21 protein-coding genes are annotated in these 22,414 nt (G+C 66.1%); 9 read left to right on the forward strand and 12 right to left on the reverse strand.

Annotation, left to right across the window (positions count from 1 at the left end):
- Positions 1-10: 10 nt before the first annotated feature.
- The 6 genes from M1247_RS08735 to M1247_RS08760 form a co-directional block, all read right to left on the reverse strand.
- Entirely contained in the window at positions 11-217 is a 207-nt protein-coding gene (locus M1247_RS08735) for a hypothetical protein (RefSeq protein ID WP_317155891.1), read from the reverse strand.
- A gap of 94 nt (positions 218-311) precedes the next feature.
- Complete coding sequence (locus M1247_RS08740; RefSeq protein WP_317155892.1) at positions 312-1,343, reverse strand: ABC transporter substrate-binding protein; 1,032 nt, start codon at positions 1,341-1,343, stop codon at positions 312-314.
- Entirely contained in the window at positions 1,340-2,086 is a 747-nt protein-coding gene (locus M1247_RS08745) for an ABC transporter ATP-binding protein (RefSeq protein ID WP_317155893.1), read from the reverse strand. Before M1247_RS08745 ends, M1247_RS08740 begins: the two co-directional genes overlap by 4 nt.
- Positions 2,073-2,942, reverse strand: coding sequence for an ABC transporter permease (locus tag M1247_RS08750; protein WP_317155894.1), 870 nt, complete (start codon positions 2,940-2,942; stop codon positions 2,073-2,075). Before M1247_RS08750 ends, M1247_RS08745 begins: the two co-directional genes overlap by 14 nt.
- Positions 2,939-4,489 carry a rhodanese-like domain-containing protein gene (locus M1247_RS08755; RefSeq protein WP_317155895.1) on the reverse strand — a complete coding sequence of 517 codons (1,551 nt, stop codon included), beginning with the start codon at positions 4,487-4,489 and terminating at the stop codon, positions 2,939-2,941. Before M1247_RS08755 ends, M1247_RS08750 begins: the two co-directional genes overlap by 4 nt.
- 23 nt (positions 4,490-4,512) lie before the next feature.
- On the reverse strand, positions 4,513-5,853 hold the full coding sequence (locus M1247_RS08760) for an LLM class flavin-dependent oxidoreductase (RefSeq protein WP_317155896.1): 1,341 nt from the start codon (positions 5,851-5,853) through the stop codon (positions 4,513-4,515).
- A 207-nt stretch (positions 5,854-6,060) separates the two neighbouring features.
- Here M1247_RS08760 and M1247_RS08765 point away from each other — a divergent pair, with 207 nt between their 5' ends.
- The gene (locus M1247_RS08765) at positions 6,061-7,299 is read left to right on the forward strand and encodes an acyl-CoA dehydrogenase family protein (RefSeq protein WP_317155897.1); all 1,239 of its coding nucleotides are present in this window, start codon (positions 6,061-6,063) and stop codon (positions 7,297-7,299) included.
- Complete coding sequence (locus M1247_RS08770; RefSeq protein ID WP_317155898.1) at positions 7,296-7,790, forward strand: DUF7700 domain-containing protein; 495 nt, start codon at positions 7,296-7,298, stop codon at positions 7,788-7,790. Before M1247_RS08765 ends, M1247_RS08770 begins: the two co-directional genes overlap by 4 nt.
- On the opposite strand, the gene M1247_RS08775 is transcribed toward M1247_RS08770, so the two are convergent.
- Positions 7,775-9,184: an amidase gene (locus M1247_RS08775; protein WP_317155899.1), complete on the reverse strand. Its 1,410-nt coding sequence runs from the start codon at positions 9,182-9,184 to the stop codon at positions 7,775-7,777. The two genes, M1247_RS08770 and M1247_RS08775, sit on opposite strands and share 16 nt — an antisense overlap.
- 101 nt (positions 9,185-9,285) lie before the next feature.
- Here M1247_RS08775 and M1247_RS08780 point away from each other — a divergent pair, with 101 nt between their 5' ends.
- Positions 9,286-9,888 (forward strand): TetR/AcrR family transcriptional regulator, encoded by a 603-nt coding sequence (locus M1247_RS08780; RefSeq protein ID WP_317155900.1) that lies wholly within the window; start codon positions 9,286-9,288, stop codon positions 9,886-9,888.
- A 17-nt stretch (positions 9,889-9,905) separates the two neighbouring features.
- On the opposite strand, the gene M1247_RS08785 is transcribed toward M1247_RS08780, so the two are convergent.
- A complete protein-coding gene (locus M1247_RS08785; protein WP_317155901.1) occupies positions 9,906-10,892 on the reverse strand; it encodes an amidohydrolase family protein in 987 nt (328 codons plus the stop codon).
- A 58-nt stretch (positions 10,893-10,950) separates the two neighbouring features.
- Between M1247_RS08785 and M1247_RS08790 the strand changes: the two genes are divergently transcribed.
- The 4 genes from M1247_RS08790 (at position 10,951) to M1247_RS08805 (ending at position 15,360) form a co-directional block, all read left to right on the forward strand.
- A complete protein-coding gene (locus M1247_RS08790) occupies positions 10,951-11,853 on the forward strand; it encodes a LysR family transcriptional regulator (protein WP_317155902.1) in 903 nt (300 codons plus the stop codon).
- A gap of 161 nt (positions 11,854-12,014) precedes the next feature.
- Positions 12,015-13,193 carry an LLM class flavin-dependent oxidoreductase gene (locus M1247_RS08795; RefSeq protein WP_317155903.1) on the forward strand — a complete coding sequence of 393 codons (1,179 nt, stop codon included), beginning with the start codon at positions 12,015-12,017 and terminating at the stop codon, positions 13,191-13,193.
- A 7-nt stretch (positions 13,194-13,200) separates the two neighbouring features.
- Positions 13,201-14,565 carry an NtaA/DmoA family FMN-dependent monooxygenase gene (locus tag M1247_RS08800; protein ID WP_317155904.1) on the forward strand — a complete coding sequence of 455 codons (1,365 nt, stop codon included), beginning with the start codon at positions 13,201-13,203 and terminating at the stop codon, positions 14,563-14,565.
- A gap of 60 nt (positions 14,566-14,625) precedes the next feature.
- Entirely contained in the window at positions 14,626-15,360 is a 735-nt protein-coding gene (locus M1247_RS08805; protein WP_317155905.1) for a TVP38/TMEM64 family protein, read from the forward strand.
- 13 nt (positions 15,361-15,373) lie between these two features.
- Here the strand turns inward: M1247_RS08805 and M1247_RS08810 are convergent, their stop codons facing one another.
- The 3 genes from M1247_RS08810 to M1247_RS08820 all read right to left on the reverse strand — a co-directional run bounded on the left by M1247_RS08810 (position 15,374) and on the right by M1247_RS08820 (position 19,758).
- Positions 15,374-17,719, reverse strand: coding sequence for a Tex family protein (locus M1247_RS08810; RefSeq protein WP_317156173.1), 2,346 nt, complete (start codon positions 17,717-17,719; stop codon positions 15,374-15,376).
- A 135-nt stretch (positions 17,720-17,854) separates the two neighbouring features.
- The gene (locus M1247_RS08815) at positions 17,855-18,748 is read right to left on the reverse strand and encodes a LysR family transcriptional regulator (protein WP_317156174.1); all 894 of its coding nucleotides are present in this window, start codon (positions 18,746-18,748) and stop codon (positions 17,855-17,857) included.
- A 71-nt stretch (positions 18,749-18,819) separates the two neighbouring features.
- Entirely contained in the window at positions 18,820-19,758 is a 939-nt protein-coding gene (locus M1247_RS08820) for an alpha/beta hydrolase (protein ID WP_410506839.1), read from the reverse strand.
- Between the two features lie 170 nt (positions 19,759-19,928).
- Here M1247_RS08820 and M1247_RS08825 point away from each other — a divergent pair, with 170 nt between their 5' ends.
- A complete protein-coding gene (locus tag M1247_RS08825) occupies positions 19,929-20,618 on the forward strand; it encodes a sigma-70 family RNA polymerase sigma factor (protein WP_317155906.1) in 690 nt (229 codons plus the stop codon).
- Here the strand turns inward: M1247_RS08825 and M1247_RS08830 are convergent.
- Entirely contained in the window at positions 20,522-21,631 is a 1,110-nt protein-coding gene (locus M1247_RS08830; protein WP_317155907.1) for an aldo/keto reductase, read from the reverse strand. The two genes, M1247_RS08825 and M1247_RS08830, sit on opposite strands and share 97 nt — an antisense overlap.
- A 347-nt stretch (positions 21,632-21,978) precedes the next feature.
- Here M1247_RS08830 and M1247_RS08835 point away from each other — a divergent pair, with 347 nt between their 5' ends.
- Positions 21,979-22,332 (forward strand): DUF6319 family protein, encoded by a 354-nt coding sequence (locus tag M1247_RS08835; RefSeq protein WP_410506849.1) that lies wholly within the window; start codon positions 21,979-21,981, stop codon positions 22,330-22,332.
- Positions 22,333-22,414 lie beyond the last annotated feature (82 nt).

Raw genomic sequence — 22,414 nt, forward strand, 5'->3', positions numbered from 1 at the left:
CCGGTCATGGTCAGGCCTGCAGTGCGATGGCCGCAACCTTATCGAGCATGGCCCGTGGAATCCGGTCACTCGCAGCCTGAGCGATCCCGTTGAGAGTCGTCATGACGTACTGGGCGAGTGCTCCCGCATCACTTTTACGAGACAACTCACCCGCCGTCATGTCGGCCCTGATCTTGTCGGCGATCTCGTCCGTTTTGTGGCGGCGGATGCCGATCAATGGATCGACGCCAGCGGCGGATCGATGCTCTGACGGCTGTTGCGCGGCCCCGATCCGTCGGCCAGTGGTCAGCGATCCATTCCCGCACCGACTGTCACCTCAGCGCAGGCACCGGAGCGGGTCCCTGCGCCTTCTGTGCCTCGTTGTACCGCGGGTCGTACTCGACAGCGACGTCGACGCGCTTCTTCACCACACCACTGCGTGCGAGTTCATCGGCCACGGCCTGTTCCTCGGCGACCAGCGGAGCGTCCAGTTTGCGAAAACCGCCACTACGGACCTGGTATTCGAAGTCGGTGCGTTCGTCGGTGAGTTTGAGCGTCGATTTCAAGGTCTGCTTCACCGCGTCGGGGTTCTGGTCATACCAGTCCCAGAACGTGGCGAGCCGGGCGAAGAAGTCCCGCAGCGCGGAATCCTTGGCCGGGTCGGCCAGCACATCGGTGCGGGCGGTCCACACGTTCAGGGCAGGGATCCCAGTGTCGCGGTCGGTCAGCAGGATCTTGGCGTCGCCGCTGGTGATCGACTGCAGGATCGCTGCCTGGCTACCCGAGTAGACATCGACCTGCCCGGAGTTGAACGCCGCCGCCGAAGCGTTGCCGTCATTGAACTTCACCGGGGTGATATCCGATTCCGACAGGCCGGCTTTCGCCAGGGACACCAGATACTGGCCGTGGTTGTAACCACCGAAGTTGTAGGCCCAGGAGTGGCCACGCAGATCGGCCCGCGTGTGGATGCCCGCGGTGGTGCGCACCGCGGTGACCAGTGGGGTGTACTGCGGGTCGAAACCGTTACGCCAGCCTGCGACGATCTTGAGCGGAGTGTTCTGCGGGCCCCAGTCGGTGGCGGCGTTGGCCTGCTCGATGGTCAACGAGGTATCACCCATGTGCCCGACATCGATCGTCTTGCCGTACAGCGCCGACAGATTCGCGGCCGGCCCGGCCAGGATCGCCCAGTCGACCTGATACGGCGCACCGTCCAGCACCCCGGACTGTTTGACCAGTGCCGGAATCCCGTTGTCCTGGTAGGCGATCACCAGCTTCGGGGTGTCGTCGTCGGCGTCCGAGGAACATCCGGCCATGGCGGCCGCGGTGACGATCGCCAGCATCGTCGCGAGTAGTCGATTGATCACGTTGTCCCCCTTGAGGTATTGCTGAGGCTGTCGAGCACGGCGCGCTTGATGGCGTTGAAGCCCGCGGAGGTGACATCGCGGGTCCGGGGCACCGTCACCGGAATGTCAGCCTGCACCACTCCCCGGCCAAGCACCACGATGCGGTCCGCCAACAGAACCGCCTCTTCAATGTCATGGGTGACCATCAGCACCCCGACCCGGTGTTCCTGCCACAGCGCGGTGACCAGGTCCTGTGCGCTCCTGCGGGTGAAGGCGTCAAGTGCGCCGAACGGCTCGTCGAGCAGCAACAGATCCGGTGACCGGAACAGCGCCCGCGCCAACCCGACCCGCTGCGCTTCGCCACCGGACAGACTCTTGGGCCACGCGTCGACCTTGTCGGCCAGGCCCACCTCGGTGAGTGCCTCGACGGCACGCCGACGGGTATCTGCACTGCGCGACGTGCTCAGAACCACGTTCTTCCAGACCCGCTGCGCCTGGATCAACCGCGGCTCCTGAAAGACCACCGACGTCCGCGCGGCAATGCTCACGTGCCCGGACGTGGCGTCCTCCAGCCCGGCCAGAATTCGCAGCAACGTTGTCTTCCCGGTACCCGACGGCCCCAGCAGGGCCACGAACTCACCCTTACGGACCCTGAGCTCAAGGTCATCGAGGATGACCTGGCTGCCATAGGCTTTCGACAACCCGGACAGATCGATGACGTCGTCGGCGACCGGCCCGGCCGTCGTGAGATCAGGTGCCGTCATGGGTGGACCTCCACGGGAGCAGCACACGCTCGGCCAGGCGCATTACCACGTCGACGACAATGCCCAACGCCGCATATACCAGGATGCCGGCAATGATGATGTCGGTGCGCTGAAACTGGTTGGCGGTGTTGAGGATATAGCCGATCCCCGAGGTGGTGTTGATCTGCTCTGCAGCCACCAGCGCCAACAGCGCGGTTCCTGCCGCGTAGCGCCAGCCCACCAGGATCGCCGGCATCGCCAGTGGCACCACGATCAGCCGGATCGCTTCGCGACGAGTCAGGCCGAAGGTGCGGCCGACCTCGAGCAGCCGGCGGTCGATGGCCCGGATGCCGTGATAGGTGTTCAGATACACCGGGAAAATGGACGCACCGACGATCAGCGCCACCTTCGACTCTTCGCCGATGCCGAACCACACCACAAACAGCGGGACCATCGCGATGAACGGAACGGTTCGCAGCATCTGCAGCGGGGCGTCGTAGACGCGTTCGGCGACCGCCCACAGCCCGGCAGCCACCCCGAGGAGCAGGCCTGCCAGCCCACCCATCAACAGACCGAGACCGGCCCGCTGCAGTGAGATGGGCAGCGCCGCTTGCAGATCGCCGGTGGTCCACAGCTCCTGGTAGCTCTCCAGGATGGTCAGCGGCCCTGGCAACACCGAAGGGCTGATGACTCCCAGCGATGCGGTGATCTGCCAGACCGCCAAGAGCAGCACGGGCACCACCAGGCGGATACCCCAGGTCGCGGCGCGGTCCGACCCGCGACGCCGCTCCTCGCTCTCGGTGCGATAGTCACGCCGCACGGTCACGGTGGGCTCGACCGTGACCGGTGCCGCCGGCGCCGACGTCGTCGCGGTCACGTGGCGGACACCGCGGTGAAATCGAAGAACGGGTCACCCGCGGATTCCTCGAGTAGCGCGAGCTCCCAGTCGAAGTACTCCGCGTACCAGGCGTCGCGCTCCGGGCCGAAATCCGGTGGTCCGGTGCGGTCCACGATCTCGCCGGCGTAGCGGGCGTCGTCGGTGACCAACTCCTCCTGCGCAGCGGCGATACCGCCGTCGAGCACCCAGACGTCGCCGATCCGCGGGTCGGCGAGATGCTCCGCGGCGAACTCGTTGTCGCCGATCAACACCACCCTGCCGGCACCGGCGGCAAGTTCGTCGAGATGTTCGCGTCTGGCGTGCACGGAGCCCGGGACGTGGCCTGCGGCGTAGCGGGCCGAGGACCGCACATCCACCAGTTCGACCGGACCGTCAGCCCGCCACTGCACCAACGTGTTCCAGGTGACGCGGCGACCAGCTGCCGGCGCCGGAGTCACCTGCTCGGCGCGCACCAGATCAGCCGCCGGATCGAACACCACCACTGCCAGCGGTCCACGGTGCAGGAATTGCAGCCACTGCACGGTGTTGGCGGCGCGCACGAGATCAGCCGTGTCCACCAAGACGAGACGAGCGTTGCGCACGGCGACGAAATCATCGGTCGCCTGCACCAGTTGACCACCGGGTGTCGAGATCGCCGCAGCGTAGTGGGCCGTGGCGAACTCCCCCGGCGAACGAACGTCGAGCAGATACGTGGTCGACGCCGCATCGTCGAGGTGGCGTTGCGCAGCAGCGGCGGCCAGAATCGTCGCGCCGGCCCCGGCGAGGGTGCGCCGCGCCCAGGCCAGCGTCTCCGCGGGCACCTCGTCAGGCGCGGGAACGTCTGTTCCAGCGCCGTATTCGAGCGGTTGCCCGGCCCATTCCCAGGCCGGTGTCCCGTTCTGGAGCGAGAAGACAGGGTTCGCGATGCCGGTGTTGATCAGCGACTGGGCACCGACGATGCCTCGGGTCCGCCCCTGGCAGTTGATCACCACCTTGGTCGCCGGATCATCGATGACCTGATGTGCCCGGTAGGTGACCTCGGCGCCACCGCCCGTGTTGAAGCCGCCCGGGATGTGGTGGTGGAGGTACTCGGCCGGGGTTCGGGTGTCCAGGATGACCACCCGCTCGCCTGCGGCCTGCCACGCCGCGACCGTATCGGCCGCGACCGTCGGCGTGGCGTAGGTGTGTTCGATCCACTCTCCGAGCGTCTTGCTCCGCACATTGGTACCGGTGTAGACCCGACCGCCGGCACTCTTCCAACCGTCGATCCCGTTGTCCAACACCGCCACATCGCGGTACCCGAGCGCTTCCAGCAGCGCAGCACCCCGCTCGTCGACATCGGGCCGCCCGGCCAACACGATGGCGGTGCCCGGATTGGGCACGAGGCGACCGACGCGCTGTTCGAGGTCGTGAAGTGGGATACCGGCGCCGACCGCGATGTGACCGCCGGCCCGCTCCGCGGGGGCCCGTAGATCGAGAACCGCGAGTTGACGGTCGGTGGACAGCAGAGCTGACAACAGCTCCGCTCCGGCAATCCGTCGAACCATGAATATTCCTCCCGATTGATGGGTCAGGGCAGCGCTGCCGTGACAGGTTGTCGCGGCGATGGCGCAGGCAGCCCGAGGTGGCCGCGCAGTGTGCTCGAGGTGTAGGCCCGGCGAAACAGCCCGCGCCGGCGTAGTTCCGGCACGACCTGGTCGGCGAACAACCGCAACCCGCCCGGATACACGTCGAAGTTGAGGTTGAACCCGTCGGCGGCACCCGTGGTGAACCAGAGCTCGATATCATCGGCGATCTGTTCCGGCGTGCCGATGACCATCCGGTGAGCTCCGCCGTTACGGTCGATGAGGTCACGGATCGTCAGCCCGGAACGCTGCGCGAATGCCACGGTGGTGTTGAGGAAGCCGTGCGAGGTCGACACGGCACCTACGTCGGTGATGAGTCGCGCGTTGAGCGGCTGGTCCAGCGGCAGGTCATCCGGGGTGACGCCGAGTTGATGTGCCAGCCTGCGGAGTTCGCGGTCGTAGTCGAGTTGCTCGTTGAACTCGCGGAGCCGCGCCGCGGCCTCTGCCTCGGTGGAGCCGACGACGGGGAACAGGCCCGGCAGTACCAGCACTGAACCGGGTGTGCGGCCGAACTCCTGCGCGCGTGCATTGATGTCGCGGTAGAACCATTGGGCGTCTTCGCGCACGGTCTGGACGGTGAACACCACGTCTGCCCAGCGGGCGGCCAGCTCCTTGCCCTGCTCCGAGGCGCCGGCCTGCACGAGCACTGGTCTGCCCTGCGGGGTTCGCGGAACGTTGAGCGGGCCTGCGACTCGGTAGTGGGCGCCGGCGTGATCGATCGCAGGGATGGCTTCGACGCCGCTGAACACCCCCGAGCGAGCATCGGGCTGCAGACCCTCAACCGGCCAGGAGTCCCACAGTTTGGTGACGACGTCGACGAACTCATCGGCTTGTGCATAACGCTCGTCGTGACCGGGCAGGTGTTCGACACCGAAGTTGCCTGCCGCTTGGGCATGCATCGTGGTCACGATGTTCCAGGCCACCCGACCGTGACTCAGGTGATCCAGTGACGCGAACCGCCGCGCCAGCTCGTAGGGAGTGCTGAAAGTCGTTGAGGCCGTGCCGATCAGGCCGATATGAGTGGTGGCAGCGGCGACGGTGGCCAGTACCACTGTCGGGTCAAGCGATTGCCACGGTTTGGTCGGCGGGTTCTCGGCCAACGCCGGCCAGTCGGACAGGAAGATCGCATCAAAGGTCGCTTGCTCGGCGATGGCGCCGATCTCAGTGAAGTACTGCGGGGTCAGAAACGACAACGGGTCGGACTGATGACGCCAGGCACTCGGATGTTTCCCGGCGTCGGTGATATTGGCGTTCAGATGCAATTGACGGGCAGGCTGGAGAGTCACAGACCAATCGATTCGGCTAGCACAGCGATGCGGACATTCATAGGCTAGGTACCGACGGGGACACCGACCACCATTAACCGCGCCATGCGCAAAACTGTGCCGACTCTTGGCGCGGGCCACGGCGCGTGATGTCCTGGCGCAGGATCCTTTTGTGCACAGCGAGATTAACGCTGGATCGGCCCTGAGTCGCCCCGCTACCGTCGCAGCGTGAGTGTGCCCTCCCCCCTCCTGGCCGGAACCGACGACGATCTGGCGCGGCGGTTCTTCGACGACCTCGCGCCCGCAACAGTCGGCATCGCAGCGTCAGCGGCCGAGCGTGATGCGCAACGCCGTTATCCCACTGCCGAATACGACGCACTCAGGCAAGTGGGGTTCTGGCGCCTGCCCGTGCCGGCCGAATACGGCGGGCTCGGTCTGGACCATGACGCACTGGTCACCGCGGTGATCGAGGTTGCCGCGGCCGACGGCAGCCTCGGTCAGATCCCGCAGAATCACTTCAGCACTCTCGAGCGTCTGCGCCTGCAGGGATCCCCTGCTCAGCAGGCACGGATCTATGCCAAGGTGGGCGCAGGGGCAGTCCTCGGCAACGCGAGCGCCGAACCGAGAGAACGCCCACCTGGCGAGGCCGAAACCCGGGTCACACTGTCGGCCAACGGATACCGACTCACCGGACGCAAAGTCTATTCGACGGGCGCGCTGCTCGCCGATCTCATCGCAGTACAGGCCCGTGACGACGGGGGCGAGCAGGTGTTCGTGCTTATCGACCGGCATGCCCCGGGAGTGGACGTCATCGACGATTGGTCCGGATTCGGCCAACGCACCACCGCATCCGGCTCGGCGGTACTCGACGACGTGCCGGTGGAGACGCTCGACATTCTGCGCACCGGAACCGATCCCCGCCCGCGTTACCGGGTCTCGGCGCACGCCCAACTGCTGCATTGCGCCATCGACACCGGGATCGCCGAAGGGGCACTGCGGGCGGCGGTCCGGCTGGCCGGTCACGTGCACGGTGGGCGTGGCAGTCACGCAACCGATTTCGCCGACGACACGCTGGGGGTCGCGCGGCTCGGCGAGCTGTGGATCGCCGTCGAAGGCGCCAGAGCCCTGGTACAACGGAGCGCTCAGCGGCTCGACGCACTCACCGCGGCCAGCCCGCTGGAAGACGTGCTGGCCGCGTTCTACGGTGTGGCTGCGGCGAAGTCCGTGTCAACCGACGCAGCGCTGACGGTCACCTCGGCATTGATCGACATCGGCGGTGCCAGTTCGACACATACGGCGCTCAGCCTGGATCGGCACTGGCGCGATGCCCGCACGCACACCGTTCACGATTCCGTGCGGTGGAAGCCATATGCGATCGGGCGCCGCCTGATCAGCGGTGACGTCGCCGACGCATGGAGCTACGCCCACCCCTTCACTCCATACGACCGGCTGGAAGTCCTCCGATGAGCGCCCCTCCCTTCACCACGACCCGGCTCGGCAAGCTCTATCAGGGCGATCCGCTGCCGGTTGTGCCTGAAGCGACCACCTACTATCCAGCCGGTGCGGTGACGTTCGGGGTCGAGGGACGAGCCCTGTTCGAGCAGGGCGCAGACGCGCCCTGGGCCGGTGGCCCCACTCTGCACGTCTTCGAAACCGCCTCCGGCAGGGAATATCTGCGCTTCGACGCATTTCCCGGCGAGGAGCACTATCACTACCTGACGCCCGGCGTCCAGAACCACTGGGTCGGGTTCGACACCATCGCAGACGGCGAGTTCATCGACTGGCTCGTCGACCGGGTCCGCACCAAGCTGCCCCAGTTGCTCCGGTTCGCCGGCGCCGCAACGCTCGCCGATGCGGTTGACCCGCACCTCGTCGACGCCGTGTTCGACGAGGTTGAAACACATCTACGCAGCCGTGAACTTCAGCTCGAACCGGCTTCCCGTCAGATATCCGGGTGAAGGTCGCGAACAGGGCTGACGGCTTCCAGTAGCGACGCCAGATGCAGAATGTTGGTCTCGGCGTGCCAGCCGGCGACCAGTTGCACGTTGACCGGCAGTCCCTCGCTGCTCGTTCCGAACCTGATTGACAACGCCGGAAGTCCCGTCACGTTGAACGGCACGGTCGCGGCCTGGATGTATGTCGCGTCCACCGTCTGGCCATTGATCACGAACTCTTTGGAGCCGTGCCTGTGGGCCGGGATCGGCAGCACCGGGCAGAGCAGCGCGTCGTAGCGCTCGAAATAGTCGGCGAAGCCGTCCCTGAGTCGCTCGGCCGCCTGTTCGGCCTGCACATAGTCCTCGATCGACGTCTCAGGCGCCGCAAGCATGCGCTTTGCGATCTTGAAGAGCTCATCCCTCGCCCGCCCTGCCGTTGCTTCGGCGAATGCGGGTTTGAGTTCCATCACGTGGAGGCGATCGAACACCTCGAGGGCGAAATCGCGCTCCAGCGCCGGGATTCGCACGGTTTCCACGACACAGCCCGACCCCTTCAACGCGTCGGCCGCCGCCTGCACGGTCGTCGCCACGTCGGGGTCGATCGGTCCGAAGCCGGGCTCGACCAGCCAGCCAACCCGCAGTGGCCGCGACGGCGCGGTGCCCATTCCCGCATCGAACGAGACGGCGCCCGAGGCGAATCCGTCGGCGCCGTCCGGCCCGGCGAGAAGCGAATAGGCCAAGGCGATATCGCGCACACTGCGCGCCATCGGGCCGACATGCCAGAAGCGACGCGGCACACGCGGCCAGATGCCCGTCATCGGGACGCGTCCGTGTGTCGCCTTGAGCGCGACGATCCCGGTTTGCGCCGCCGGGCCACGCACCGAAATGGCGAGATCGGTACCCAGACCGAGTGGCGACATGCCCGCCGCGATGGCCGCCGATTCCCCTCCACTGGACCCGCCGGGCGTGCGGTCCAGATTCCACGGATTGTTCGACCTGCCGGTGAGCAGATTGTCGGTCTCGGTCGAATAGGAGAATTCGGGAAGGTTGGTCTTCGCCAGCACGATCGCGCCCGCGGTTCTCAGACGCGCAACACTGACCGCATCCGTATCGGGGATGCGGCCTCTGAAGATCGGCGATCCACGCTGGGTCAGGACCTCAGCGGTGTCGATCGAATCCTTCACCGAGATTGGTACCCCGTGCAGGGAGCCGAGTTCATCACCGGCCAGGACCGCCGACTCGGCCGCCCTGGCAGCGTCGAGCGCGTCGCCGGCAACCGTGACGATCGCGTTGAGCACAGGGTTGACCGCTTCGATGCGGTCGAGGTGCGCCTGTACGACTTCGACCGGGGAGACCTTACGAGTCCGGATCAGCTCGGCCAGCCTGGTTGCGTCGGAATAGATGATCTCGGAGCTCATTGCGTTTCCTTCACTGTTGTCTACCTGCCACTCGGTAGGCACACTACCTGCCGCCAGGTAGACTGTCTACCTGACGCTTGGTAGGCTGATGGCATCGATCGATGGAAGAGGCGGAAGTGATGGCCGAAGTGAGCACCGGGGCGGCCCCCAGTTCGAGAGAGAAGATCCTGGTGGCTGCCAGGAGCGTCGCGCAGACGCGTGGTTACAACGGGCTGAGCTATCGCGATCTCGCACGCGAGGTCGGCATCAAGGCCGCCAGCGTCTATCACTACTTCCCCAGCAAGGCTGAACTCGGCGCGGCGGTCGCGAGGCGTTATTGGGAGGATTCGGCGGCCGCGCTCGAGTCCCTGTCGGCCGGCCCCTCGGATCCGATGACCGCTCTGCGTCGATACCCCGTCACGTTTCGCAAGGCGCTTGAGGATGACAACCGGATGTGCCTGTGCAGCTTCATGGCTGCCGAATTCGACGACCTGCCCGAGCCGGTGCAAAAGGAAGTGCAGACCTTCGCCGATGTCAATGTCGCGTGGCTCAGCAAGGTCCTGTCGGAGGCGTCTGTGGTCGGCCCTGAGGAGAGCGAGTCGCGGGCTCGTGCCATCTTCGCCGCCGTCGCCGGCGCTCAACTGATTGCGAGAAGCCGCTCGGACCTCTCGCTCTATGACGCATTGATCGAGAGTTACCGCGCGGCGGGCCTCCTACCGGGGTGAACTGATCCGTGCGGGTGTCACAGCCGGAGAAGACGTTCGGCGTTGCCGTGCGCGATTTGTTCGCGGTCGCGTTCGGTCAAGACGGTGTGCTCGAATCCAGCGACCGCTTGCTGGGATGACTCGTACGGGTAGTCCGCTGCGAACATGATTGCGTCCGCGCCGACCTCCAGCAATGCTCCCGTCAGTGTCGCAGGTGAGAACACACCGCTGTTGGTGAACACGACGTTGGTTCCCAGGTAGGCCGAGGGCAGCCGCTCGAGCTTGATCTCGGGGTCTAAGGTCTGATAGCGCGAATCGAGCCTGCTGCGCTGAAAAGGCAGGAACTCACCCATGTGCCCAAGGATCAGGCTGGCGCCAGGGTGCCGATCGAACACGCCGCTGTAGATGATGCGCAATGCGTGCCCGGCCACCTCCGCGCCCCAACTCCACGATGCCCCCAGCAATTCCGGATGTCCCTCGAGAACGTGCCATCGGTCGGCAGGTGGCGCACCGGGATGCAGGTACAGGGGTACGCCGAGAGATTCGAGGGCCGCCCACACCTCGTCGTATTCAGGGGCGTCCAGATAGCGCCCGCCGGGGCCGGATATGCAATCGTTCACCAGCGCGCCGCACAAGCCGAGTTCAGTGACCGCACGGTGCAGTTCGGCGGCAGCAGCCATGGGGTCCTGCAGAGGTAAGGCGGCAAACCCTCGGAATCGATCAGGGTTGCGGGCCACCACTTTCGCGGTGTAGTCGTTGACGAATCTGGCGTTATCGCGCGCCAGTTCGGGCTCGATATCAACTTGCAAACCGGGCACTGTCAATGACAGGACCTGTATATCGATGCCGGCTTCGTCCATCTCGGGCAACCGGTATTCGGTGAAGTCCGGCAGTCGCGCGACGAATCGATCGACAGCATCGGAACGCAGACGAGGTGCCAACTGACGCAAGGCATCCCGGGGCATCGGTTGCCGCTCGGCGAGCCCGGGAATGACGAAGGCTTCCTCTAAGGCGATGTACCGCATACCTATGAGCTTGGAGGTCCGTGCACTATTTGTGAAATGAAAATCTAGTATGCAGACTATGCACCACACGCATATTGCGGGCGTCGATCTGAATCTCTTACCAGGACTGGTAGCCCTGCTCGAGGAGCGCCACGTCTCACGAGCCGCCGCGCGCGTCGGATTGAGCCAGCCGGCGATGAGCCGTGCCTTGCAGCGGTTACGGCGGACCTTTGACGACGCCCTCCTGGTCAGTAGTCGCGATGGCTACACGCTGACGCCTCGGGCCGAACGGCTACGCGCACGCCTGGCAGGCGTGTTACCTGAGCTCGACGCCTTGTTCGGTCCGGAGCACTTCGATCCGTTAACGGCGCAGGAGTCCTACCGGCTCGCGCTGAGCGATTATTCGGTGGCGCTTTTCGGCGGAACTCTGGCTCGAGCGATCCGCGGGCAGTCACCGGGTTCGACCCTCGCCTACAGCTTGATCGACGACGCTGCCGTCGATGACCTCAGCGCCGGGACGATCGATCTACTTATCCTTGGCAGGCCTGTGCGCGCACCATACTCGCAACATCTGTTGTTTCAGGACCGATTTGCGTGCGCCGTCGCCGCTGATCACCCCTTGGCCGGCCGGCAGCAGCTCGCGTTGCAAGAATACCTGAGCTGCCCTCACATCAGGATCGACATCGGCCGCGGCGGAATGCATCTCATCGAAGACGCACTGCCCATTCGTCGGAATATAGTGATAACTACACCATTTCACGCATTCACGCCCGAGATGTTGCCTGGCACCGATCTCGTACTGACTTTCCCGGCGCGGCTTGCGCCAAAGTTCACGCATGGACCAGACATCAGCATCATCAAAGCCCCCACAGAATTGCCAGCACTTCCGTTCTATTCGGTGTGGCACCCCCGCCTGGACAACGACCCAAGCCACCGCTGGCTACGGGCGGTGACCCAGACCGTCGCGGCCGCACCCGCGTAAACCACGTCATCCCACCGCTCAGCCAACCGAATCACCGTGCGTCGATCTCTTGAACGCCCTGCACACGTCGACACACTGGACACTTCGCCGGTGGTCAGCCGGAATGAGTACGGGACACCACACGTTGACCGTGACACCACGCAGGAAAGCGAGACTCAGCTGTGTCAGTTTCCGGTAAGCACCCGACGCATCTCCATCTGGCCGTCGCACTCGACGGGACGGGTTGGCACCCGGCGTCCTGGCGGGAGCCCGACGCCAGGCCCGCTGAACTGCTGACACCGCGTTACTGGACCGACGTGGTCGGCGAGGCCGAACGCGGCCTGGTGGACTTCGTCACCATCGAGGACGGTTTCACCCTGCAGTCCGACCACCCCCTGCGCGCCGACGATCGCACCGACCGGGTACGTGGCCGCCTCGACGCGGTGCTCATCGCATCAAGGGTTGCCCCGCGCACCCGCCACATCGGGCTGGTGCCGACAGCCATCGCGACCCACACCGAACCGTTCCACGTGTCCAAGGCCATCGCCACCCTCGACTATGTGAGTTCCGGGCGGGCCGGGGTGCGGGTGCAGGTGACGGCGCGACGCGATGCCGCTGCACACTTCGGGCGTCGGACGATAGCCGACCGCTCCCCCGCGTTGTCGGAAGAGCTCCTGCGAGAGGCCGGCGACTACGTGGAGGTGCTGCGCCGGCTGTGGGACAGCTGGGAGGACGACGCCGAGATCCGCGATGTGGCGACCGGACGGTTCATCGACCGAAACAAGCTGCACTACATCGACTTCGAAGGCGCCCAATTCTCGGTCCGGGGCCCATCCATCACCCCGAGGCCACCACAGGGGCAGCCGCTCGTCGCCGCACTCGGCCACGTCGAGCCCGCCTACCAATTGATCGCCGACAGCGCCGATGTCGGCTTCATCACCCCGACCGACGCCGCCGAGGCCGCGTCCATCGTCGAGCGGATCGCGGCGCTGCGGACAGCCGGCGAACCGGTCAGGGTGTTCGCTGATCTGGTGGTCTTCCTCGCCGATACCGACGGCGCCGCTGTCGAGCGCCGGGATCGGCTCAACGAGGTCGCCGGAATCGAATACCGCAGCGACGCCCATATTTTCGCAGGAACTCCGGCGCAGTTGGCGGATCTGCTTGAGCAATGGCACGCCGCGGGGGTGTCCGGATTCCGGCTTCGTCCGGCCACCCTCCCCCACGACCTTCGCCAGATCACCGGCGGTTTGGTGCCCGAGCTGCGACGACGCAACTCCTACCGCGAAGGTTATGCCGCCACGACACTGCGCGGTCTGCTCGGCCTGCCCCGCCCCGCCAACCGGTACTCGACCGCCTCTTAGGAATCCGATGAGTAAGCCAATCAAGCAGATTCACCTCGCCGCACATTTTCCCGGGGTCAACAACACCACGGTGTGGAGCGATCCCGCGTCAGGCAGCCACATCGATTTCAACTCCTTCACGCACTTCGCGCAGACTGCCGAGCGCGGCAAGTTCGACTTCCTGTTCCTGGCCGAGGGGCTGCGCCTGCGCGAGCAGAATGGCCAGATCTACGACCTCGACGTCGTCGGGCGACCGGACACCTTCACCGTGCTGACGGCACTGGCGGCGGTGACCGAACGGCTCGGGCTGACCGGCACGATCAACTCGACGTTCAACGAACCCTACGATGTGGCCCGCCAGTTCGCCTCGCTCGACCACCTCTCTGAGGGGCGTGCCGCGTGGAATGTCGTCACCTCATGGGATGCCTTCACGGGCGAGAACTTTCGCCGCGGCGGATTCCTCGCCGAGAACGAGCGCTACGAACGCGCCGAGAGCTTTCTGGAGGCTGCGCACACGCTCTTCGATTCCTGGCGGGGCGACGAGATCGTGGCCGACAAGGAGCGTGGCGTATTCCTGTCCGATCCGACTGCGGGCGCATTCTCTTACAGCAACACCCATTTCGACATCAGCGGACACTTCAACGTCCCACGCAGCCCGCAGGGCAGGCCGGTGATCTTCCAGGCCGGCGATTCCGACCGCGGCCGCGAATTCGCGGCGCGCGCTGCCGACGCGATCTTCTCCCGGCACGGCACGCTGACCGAAGGCCAGGCCTTCTACACCGATGTGAAAGACCGGCTCGCCAAATACGGGCGCCGCCACGACCAGCTGCTCATCCTGCCCGCGGCGACATTCGTGCTCGGCGACACCGACGCCGAGGCGGCCGAGATCGCCCACCAGGTCAGGTTGGCGCAGGTGTCGCCGGCGACCGCGATCAAGTTCCTCGAGCAGCTGTGGAACCGCGACCTGTCCGACCATGATCCCGACGGGCCGCTGCCCGCGGTGGATCCGATTGTCGGGGAGAACACCATTTCCCGGGGCCGGGCCAGCGTGCGGATGCATCGCGATCCGATCGCCACGGCCAACGAGTGGCGGGCCAAGGCCGAAGCCGAGAATCTGACCACCCGTGAGCTCATCGTCGAGGTGACCGGCAGGCAGAATTTCGTCGGCTCGGCATCCACCATCGCCGAATCGATCAATGACCTGGTACAGGCCGATGCGAGCGACGGGTTCATTCTGGTTCCCCATGTCACTCCCGGCGGGCTGGACCCATTCGTGGACCGGGTGGTTCCGCTGTCGCAGGAGCGCGGCGTGTTCCGCGCCGACTACGAAGGCACGACGCTGCGGGAGCACCTTGGGCTGGCCGAACCCGCCCGCGTCGCCAGGGTCAGTTAGGACCGTCCGGTCGACGTCGGTGTCAACCGACGGGCATCGTGCGGGACAATCGCGTGCAGCATGACCGACAGTGACAGATCCCCCGCCACCAGCCGACGGCGCCACATTCTGCGGCTCGCCGTATTCGCAGCATTCCTGCTCGGCTTGTTCTATGTGGTGGCCGTCGCCCGCATCGTCGACGTCGACGGTGTCCGGAGCGCGGTAGCGGCCACGGGTCCGATGGCGCCACTGGCCTATGTGGTGATCTCGGCCTGTCTCGGCGCGTTGTTCGTGCCCGGCCCCATCCTGGCCGCAGGCAGTGGTGTGTTGTTCGGCCCGGTGCTCGGGACCTTTGTGACGCTGGGCGCCACCGTGGGCACCGCGACGATCGCCAGCCTCATCGGCCGGCGCGCCGGCCGCGACAGTGCCCGGGCGCTGCTGGGTGCACAGCGCGCCGACCGCCTCGATCGCCAGATCCAGCGCGGTGGATTGTGGGCGGTCGTCGGGCAGCGCTTTGTCCCCGGTATCTCCGATGCGTTGGCGTCGTATGCCTTCGGTGCGTTCGGAGTCCCGCTGTGGCAGATGGCTGTCGGCGCGTTCATCGGTTCGGTGCCGCGAGCGTTCGTCTACACCGCTCTGGGCGCGTCAGTCGGCGATCTGTCGGCCCCGCTGGCGTACACCGCGATCGCGGTGTGGTGTGTGACGGCGGTCGCCGGGGCATTTGCCGCACACCGCGGCTACCGCTCATGGCGAGACAGGTCCGGCGAGCCTCCGGAGCGCGACGGATCCAAGCCCGCCCCGGAGGCCGCGACTTAGCCGACCCTGCGGGTCACCGCCCGAAGCCGGCGTTGCGCAATGCGTCCGCCATCGAACCCGAGGGTTGGCTGGATTCCCGTCGGCCGGTGTTCTTGCCGCGACTGGGTTTCCGTCCATCCCCGCGGCCCTTGTTGCCGCCGTCGTGCCCGGCGGGTCCCCCACGCTCGGGTCGCTTGCCCTGGCCATTCTGCGGGTTGTCGCCCAGGCGCAGGCTCAGGCCGATCCGCTGCCGTTCCACATCAACCTCGAGCACCTTCACCCGCACCACCTGCCCGGACTTCACCACCTCATGCGGATCGGAAATGAAGCGGTCGGCCATCGCCGAGACGTGCACCAGACCGTCCTGATGCACGCCGACATCGACGAACGCACCGAAGGCCGCCACGTTGGTCACCACGCCTTCCAGCACCATGCCCGCCTTCAGGTCGGCGACCTTCTCCACACCCGCGGCGAACGTGGCGGTAGAGAATGCCGGCCGCGGATCACGTCCGGGCTTTTCGAGTTCGGCGAGAATGTCGGTCACCGTCGGGATTCCGAACCGGTCGTCGGCGAAATCGGCGGGTCGCAGCGTCCGCAGTGACCGCTCGTCGCCGATGAGCTCGGCCAGGGTGACACCCGAGCGGTCCAGTATGCGCCGCACCACCGGGTACGCCTCGGGGTGCACCCCCGACGCGTCGAGCGGATCCTCACCGTCGCGGATCCGCAGAAACCCGGCACACTGCTCAAAAGCCTTGGGTCCCAGGCGCGGAACCTCCAACAGTGCGCTCCGGCTGCGGAATGCCCCGGATTTCTCCCGGTAGGCCACGATGGCCGCGGCGAGGGAGTCGGTGACACCGGACACCCGCGACAACAGCGGCACGGAGGCCGTATTGAGGTCGACGCCCACCGCGTTCACCGCGTCCTCGACGACAGCGTCGAGGCTGCGGGCCAACGAGCCCGGCGTCACGTCGTGCTGGTACTGACCAACCCCGATCGACTTCGGGTCGATCTTGACCAGCTCGGCCAGCGGATCCTGCAGCCGCCGAGCGATCGACACCGCCCCGCGCAGGGTCACATCAAGGTCCGGCATTTCCTGCGCCGCGTACGCCGAGGCCGAATACACCGAGGCCCCCGCCTCGCTCACCATGGCCTTCGTCGGGGCGGCGGCACCGGCGGCGCGGATGTCGGCGATCAGTTCGGCCGCCAGGGCGTCCGTCTCGCGCGACGCCGTGCCGTTGCCGACGGCGATCAACTCGACACCGTGGCGCGCCACCAGCGCGGCCAGAGTCGCCTTGGCCGTATCCCACTGCTTCTGCGGCTGATGCGGGAAGATCGCGCAGGTGTCGACGACCTTGCCGGTGCCGTCGACCACGGCCACCTTGACGCCGGTGCGGAAGCCGGGATCCAGGCCGAGGGTGGTGCGGGTGCCCGCGGGCGCCGCGAGCAACAGGTCTTTGAGGTTGCGGGCGAACACCGTGACGGCATCCTCCTCGGCGCGTTGACGCAACCGGATCCGGGCGTCGACGGCGGCGGAGATCATCAGCTTGACACGCCAGGCCAACCGCACGGTGGTCGCCAGCCACGGGGTGGCCGGTGCGCTCGATGTCATGTCGATGCCCAGCGCCTGGGCGATCATGGCCTGGTAGACCTCGTCATCGCCGCCGTCGAAGGTGAGCGCCAACGCTTCTTCCTTCTCGCCGCGCATCACTGCCAGCACGCGGTGTGACGGCATCTTCTCCAGCGGTTCGGAGAAGTCGAAGTAATCGCGGAACTTCTGTGCGGCAGCACTCTTCGCAGCCTCTTCGGACCACGGCGCGGTCCGAAGGGAACCGTCGGCCCAGAATTTCTCGCGGCTGGCACCGACGAGTTCGGCGTCCTCGGCGGCCCGCTCGATGAGAATGTGGCGCGCGCCGTCGAGCGCTGCGGCCGCGTCGGCGACGCCCTCGGTCAGGAACTCGGCGGCCAGTTCCTCGGGTACCAGTGTCGGGTCGGCCAGCAGGCGATCGGCCAGCGGTTCCAGGCCGGCTTCCCTGGCGATCTGCGCCTTGGTCCGCCGCTTGGGTTTGTACGGCAGATAGATGTCCTCGACCCGGGATTTGGTTTCGGCCGCCATCAGCGCGGCCTTCAACTCCTCGGTGAGCTTGCCCTGCTCCTCGATCGAGGCGAGCACCGCGGTTCGGCGTTGATCGAGTTCACGCAGGTAACCCAGGCGTTCCTCCAGGGTGCGCAGCTGGCCGTCATCGAGGCTGCCGGTGACTTCCTTGCGGTACCTGGCGATGAACGGAACCGTCGACCCCTCGTCGAGCAACCCCACCGCAGCGATGACCTGGCTTTCCCTGACGTCGAGTTCCTCAGCCAGACGGACGGTTACAGGCTTGATCGCGCGGACGGGCGGAGCAGATTCTGAAGTTGCGCTCTGAGTCACCCGCAGGACCCTACCGAATCCGGCCGACAGGCCTCGATCACGACGGGCCGTGTGTTCCGCACGAACAGGCGACCGCCCCGCTGAACCGCCTCAACCGCTGCTGCCCGCGGCCTCCAGCAACATCCCCGCCAGCCTCGCCGCAGCCGGGCTGATGTTCTGCGGCAGCGGCCGAGCCAGGTAGATCGACCAGGTGATGGGTTCCGCCGGAGCCACCGTCACGAGATCGGCGAACCGCGCCGCCTCGCTCGCGGGCATGAAGGCGGTGCCCAGGTTGTTGCGGATCAGCCCCGCGGCCACCGTGTAGTCGGCGGGCACTTCGTAAAATGTGCGCGCAGTCACGCCCGCGGCGGCCAACGCGTCATCGACGAGCAGCCGGATTCCGAATCCCTCCGGGAATCCGACCATTTCCTCGTCGGCGAGATCGGTGAGGGCGAGTTTCGTACTGGTGGCCAACGGGTGGTCACCGCGGCAGACGAACACCATGGGTTCGTCGGCGAGCAGATGCATGTCGAGGCCCGGCGGGAACCGGTGGGGCGCGGAGACCAACGCCAGGTCCAGGCCGCCATCGACAATCGAACCCAGATACGCCGACGATCCACTTTGGCTCAGTCGCAACCGAAGTCGCACGAACGGATGGGCCTCGTGGAACTCGCCGAGCACTTTCGCCACGTCGAGCCGACCGAAGGTGACCAGTGAGCCGAATTCAACCGTCCCGGACAGGTGACCCCGGAACTCGGTGACGGACTCCCTGACCAGACGCGCGTTCTGGAGGAGGTGGCGGGCGTGTTCGCGTAACCGCTCCCCGGCCGGAGTGAGCCGGATGTGTTGCCGGGAGCGGTCGAACAGTTGCACTTCCAGGTCGTCTTCGAGCTTCTTGATGGACGTGGACAACGCCGACTGGACAACATGAACCCGCTGTGCGGCCCGCGTAAAACTGAGCTCATCGGCGACGGCGATGAAGTACTCCAACTGGCGCAGGTCCATCCGGACGAAGCTATCACCGGCGCCGCCGGTATCCGCGATGGTCACCGCGGCACCGGGGTGAGCCTTGCGGCTCAATCGCGTGGTCGCTCACGTTCGACACCGATCGCCCGGACCACATGCTCGACGATGCGCCGGTATGTCTGTGTGGTGGCAGCTACGGCGTTCGGCGCGTCGCTCATGATGTTGTAGCCGTGGTCCAGGCCCGGCACCTCGATGTACTCGGCGAGGGCGCCGACCGCGTCGAGACGGCACGCATATGCCGCAGCCTCGGCGCGCAGCCGGTCCAATTCGGCGGTCACCACCAACGCGGGTGCGATCCCGGCAAGGTTTGTGCCGTTCTCACCCCAGGCCGGCGACGCGAGCGGGTCACGACGGCGGTTGCGGTCAGGGATGTAGGCGGTGTCGAACACGTCCCCCATCCATGGACGCAGCACAGCCTTGCCCCGACGAGGCGACGGCTTGTCCCGCGTCGCTGTCACGAGGTCCAGCGGCGCATAGTGCAGAACCTGCAATGCGATGCGCGGCCCGCCGTCGTCAAGGGCCAGTCGCGAGACAGCCGCCGCGAGGTTGCCGCCGGCACTCTGCCCACCGATACACAGTTGCGACCCGTCCCAGTCCCGCTCGGGCGACGATGCCCACCGCACGACGTCGGCGATCTGCTCGACGGGGGTGGGAAAGCGACGGGCGGGAGCCAGAAGGTAGTCGGTGTTGACGACCGCGACACCGGCGTTGGCGGCCAGGAAGCGGCACCAGGGATCGTCCTGCTCGCGGTGCCCGACGACGAAGCCGCCGCCGTGGATGTTGACGTAAACCCCGGGAATGGGGTCAGCCGACGCGGGCGGACGGTAGACGGTTGCTTCGACCTGCCCGTGGCGCGTCGGGATCGAGACGACGTCGGTCCGGCCGGCGATGTCAGGGAAGGACACACCCTGTTTGGGTGCGGGGTTGATCGTGGCCGAGAAGATGCGGGCTATCGCATCGGCGAGCATCGGGCGAGAAAGCAGGGACACGCGTGCCTCCGAAGGCTGGACGAGGGTTGCACTGGTGCAAACGCACACTCGCCCGCCGGGATTTAGTCATCGCGTTTATCGATGGTTAAAATAAAAAACAATCGTTGGACTTGATGAGTGGACGTTGGTGACATTGACGGTGCCCCGCCCCGTCTAACGAAGAAGCAGATATGACAACCGCTGCACCGGTGGGAAACCCCGCCGCTGAGGAAGGCGCTGATGCCCGCGATGCCCGCTTCCAGCGCGACGTGGTGGGCCTACGGGCCGACCTCGAGCGCATCGCCGGCCGCTACACGACGAACCGGTGGGACGCCGAGGACTTGGTACAGGAGACCCTGACCAAAGCGTGGGTCGGGTTCGACTCCTTCCAGCCCGGAACCAATCTGCGGGCCTGGTTGTCCCGCATCATGGTGAACACCTGGATCAGCGCACACCGAAAGGCCGAACGGCGGCCCCAGGAGACGCTGACCGATTCGTTCACCGACGCCCAGCTTGTCATCGACGGGTACCGTCACGGTGGCTTACCGTCCGCGGAAGCGCATGCGTTGGAACGCTTCCCGAACGAAACGCTGGCCGACGCGGTCCGGGCGCTGCCCGGGCATCTGCAGGAGGCGATCTATTACGCGGACGTGCAGCAATTACCGCACCGCACCATCGCCGATCTTCAGAACGTTCCGGTCGGAACCGTGATGTCCCGGCTGCACCGCGCCCGCCGCCAATTGCGCACCGTGTTGGAGGCAGGCCGGTCCGCCGAAAGCGGGCATCACCCCGCCTGCTCCGAAGGCCAGTTCTGCACGGGCAGAGCATATCCGGCGGGCTTGTCACCGACCTTGATGCCGGGGCTGATGAGCTGTTGCTGATAGCCCGGGGTGAACATCCGGTACACCGAATCCGGCGGTACCGCACTCGCGGCGTCCAACTCTGCGCGAAGCGCGGCGGGTAACTCGAAGTCGAGCGCAGCGATGCTCGCGTCCAATTGCCCGACGCTACTGGCGCCGACGATCGCCGAAGCGATCCCCGGTTGGGTCGCCACCCAGTTGATCGCCACCTGGGCCATCGTCACGCCGAGCTTGTCAGCGACCACTTCCAGCGGCTTGAGCAGCTGCCACTGCCGATCCGTCAGTGCCAACCCGGAAGCTCCCGGAATGCTGAGCCTGCCGGTCCCCGACAGCCCCTGTTCGCCATGCCGGTACTTCCCGCTGAGGAATCCACCACCCAGCGGGCTCCATGCCGTAATGCCCAGTCCCAGAGTCTGTCCCATCGCCACATGCTCCACCTCGATGGCCCGCTCAGCCAGGGAGTACGGCAGTTGCACATTGATCGCGGGGGTCAAAGAATTCGCCATGGCAAACGTCTGGCCTTGTGCGGCATACCAACTCGGCACATCAGAGAAGCCGGCGTACCGAATCTTCCCCGCTCTGCTCAGATCGTCGAACGTGCGCATCACCTCCTCGACAGGGGTGATGCGGTCCCAGGTGTGCAGGAGAAACAGGTCGACGTAATCGGTGTTCAGCCTGCGCAGCGAGTCCTCGAGCGCACGGATCATGTGCTTGCGACCGTTGCCGCCGGCGTTGGGATTGCCGGGTTCCACGCTGTTGGTGAACTTCGTGGTGAGCACCACCCGATCGCGCGCATCGGCCTCGGCGACAAGCTTCCCGAGAATGGTTTCACTTTCGCCGGCGGTGTAGAAGTCCGCGGTGTCGATGAAGTTGCCGCCGGCTTCGAGGTAGCGCCGGAAGATCGGGCGGACCTCGTCCACCGGCTTTCCATAGGCGCTGTGGTAGCCGCCCGTGCCGAAATTCATTGTGCCCAAAGATAACCGGCTGACCCGAAGCCCGGACCGGCCGAGCAGGTAGTACTGGTCGAGCGCCATGAGGAGTGTTCCCTTCGAACGGTGCTGTGATTCCCTGACTTCAAGAACGCCGACCCCTCGGCCCTCATTCACAGCGCGTGGTCATCCTCACGTTCCTCGCAATTTTTTGGACCGGCAAGTCCAAAGATGCGAGTAGCCCGTGGGCAGACACGCGACCCCTTGGCTCGTGGTCGAACATGTGTTCTAATGAAATTTCAGCGCCCGGCCCGCTCACTGCGGGCGATGTTCAGAAGGAGTTCGCCGCAACGATGACTGTAGACACCCTGGCACCAGAAGCACCGCACACCGACTCCGACACCCCCGCCGTCTCGACGCCTTCGGTCGAGAATGCTGCGCCCGAGAGTGCTGTGCCGGCGCCGGCCGTGCCCACCGCTGACGCTCCCGCCGAGGAAAAGCCGAAGAAGACTCCGGCCAAGAAGGCGGCCGGCAAGAAGGCCAAGACTCTTGAGCTGACTCTCACTGTCGTCGGTACCGCCGACGGCGAATGGCACGCCGAGCTCAAGCAAGGCACGACCTACCTGGCCCGCAACCTCGCGGTCGCGGCCGCCGCCGTATCCCGCGCGGCGGCGGAACTGCACGAGGACCTGTCCACCCCGATCGACGCGGTCATCGAAGAGGCACGCACCCAACAGGCCGCAAAGGTCGCCGCCCTGGAAGCCGAACTGGAAGCCGCCCGCAAGGCCCTCGCCGACCTGGACTGAGTCATTGAGCCCGGCTGATTTGGCTACGACGACCGCACTGACCAACCCCGGCAGACGCGTTCAGAGCCCCTTGAGGGGCTCT

Source organism: Mycobacterium appelbergii (assembly GCF_032883035.1).
Classification (GTDB): Bacteria; Actinomycetota; Actinomycetes; order Mycobacteriales; family Mycobacteriaceae; genus Mycobacterium; species Mycobacterium appelbergii.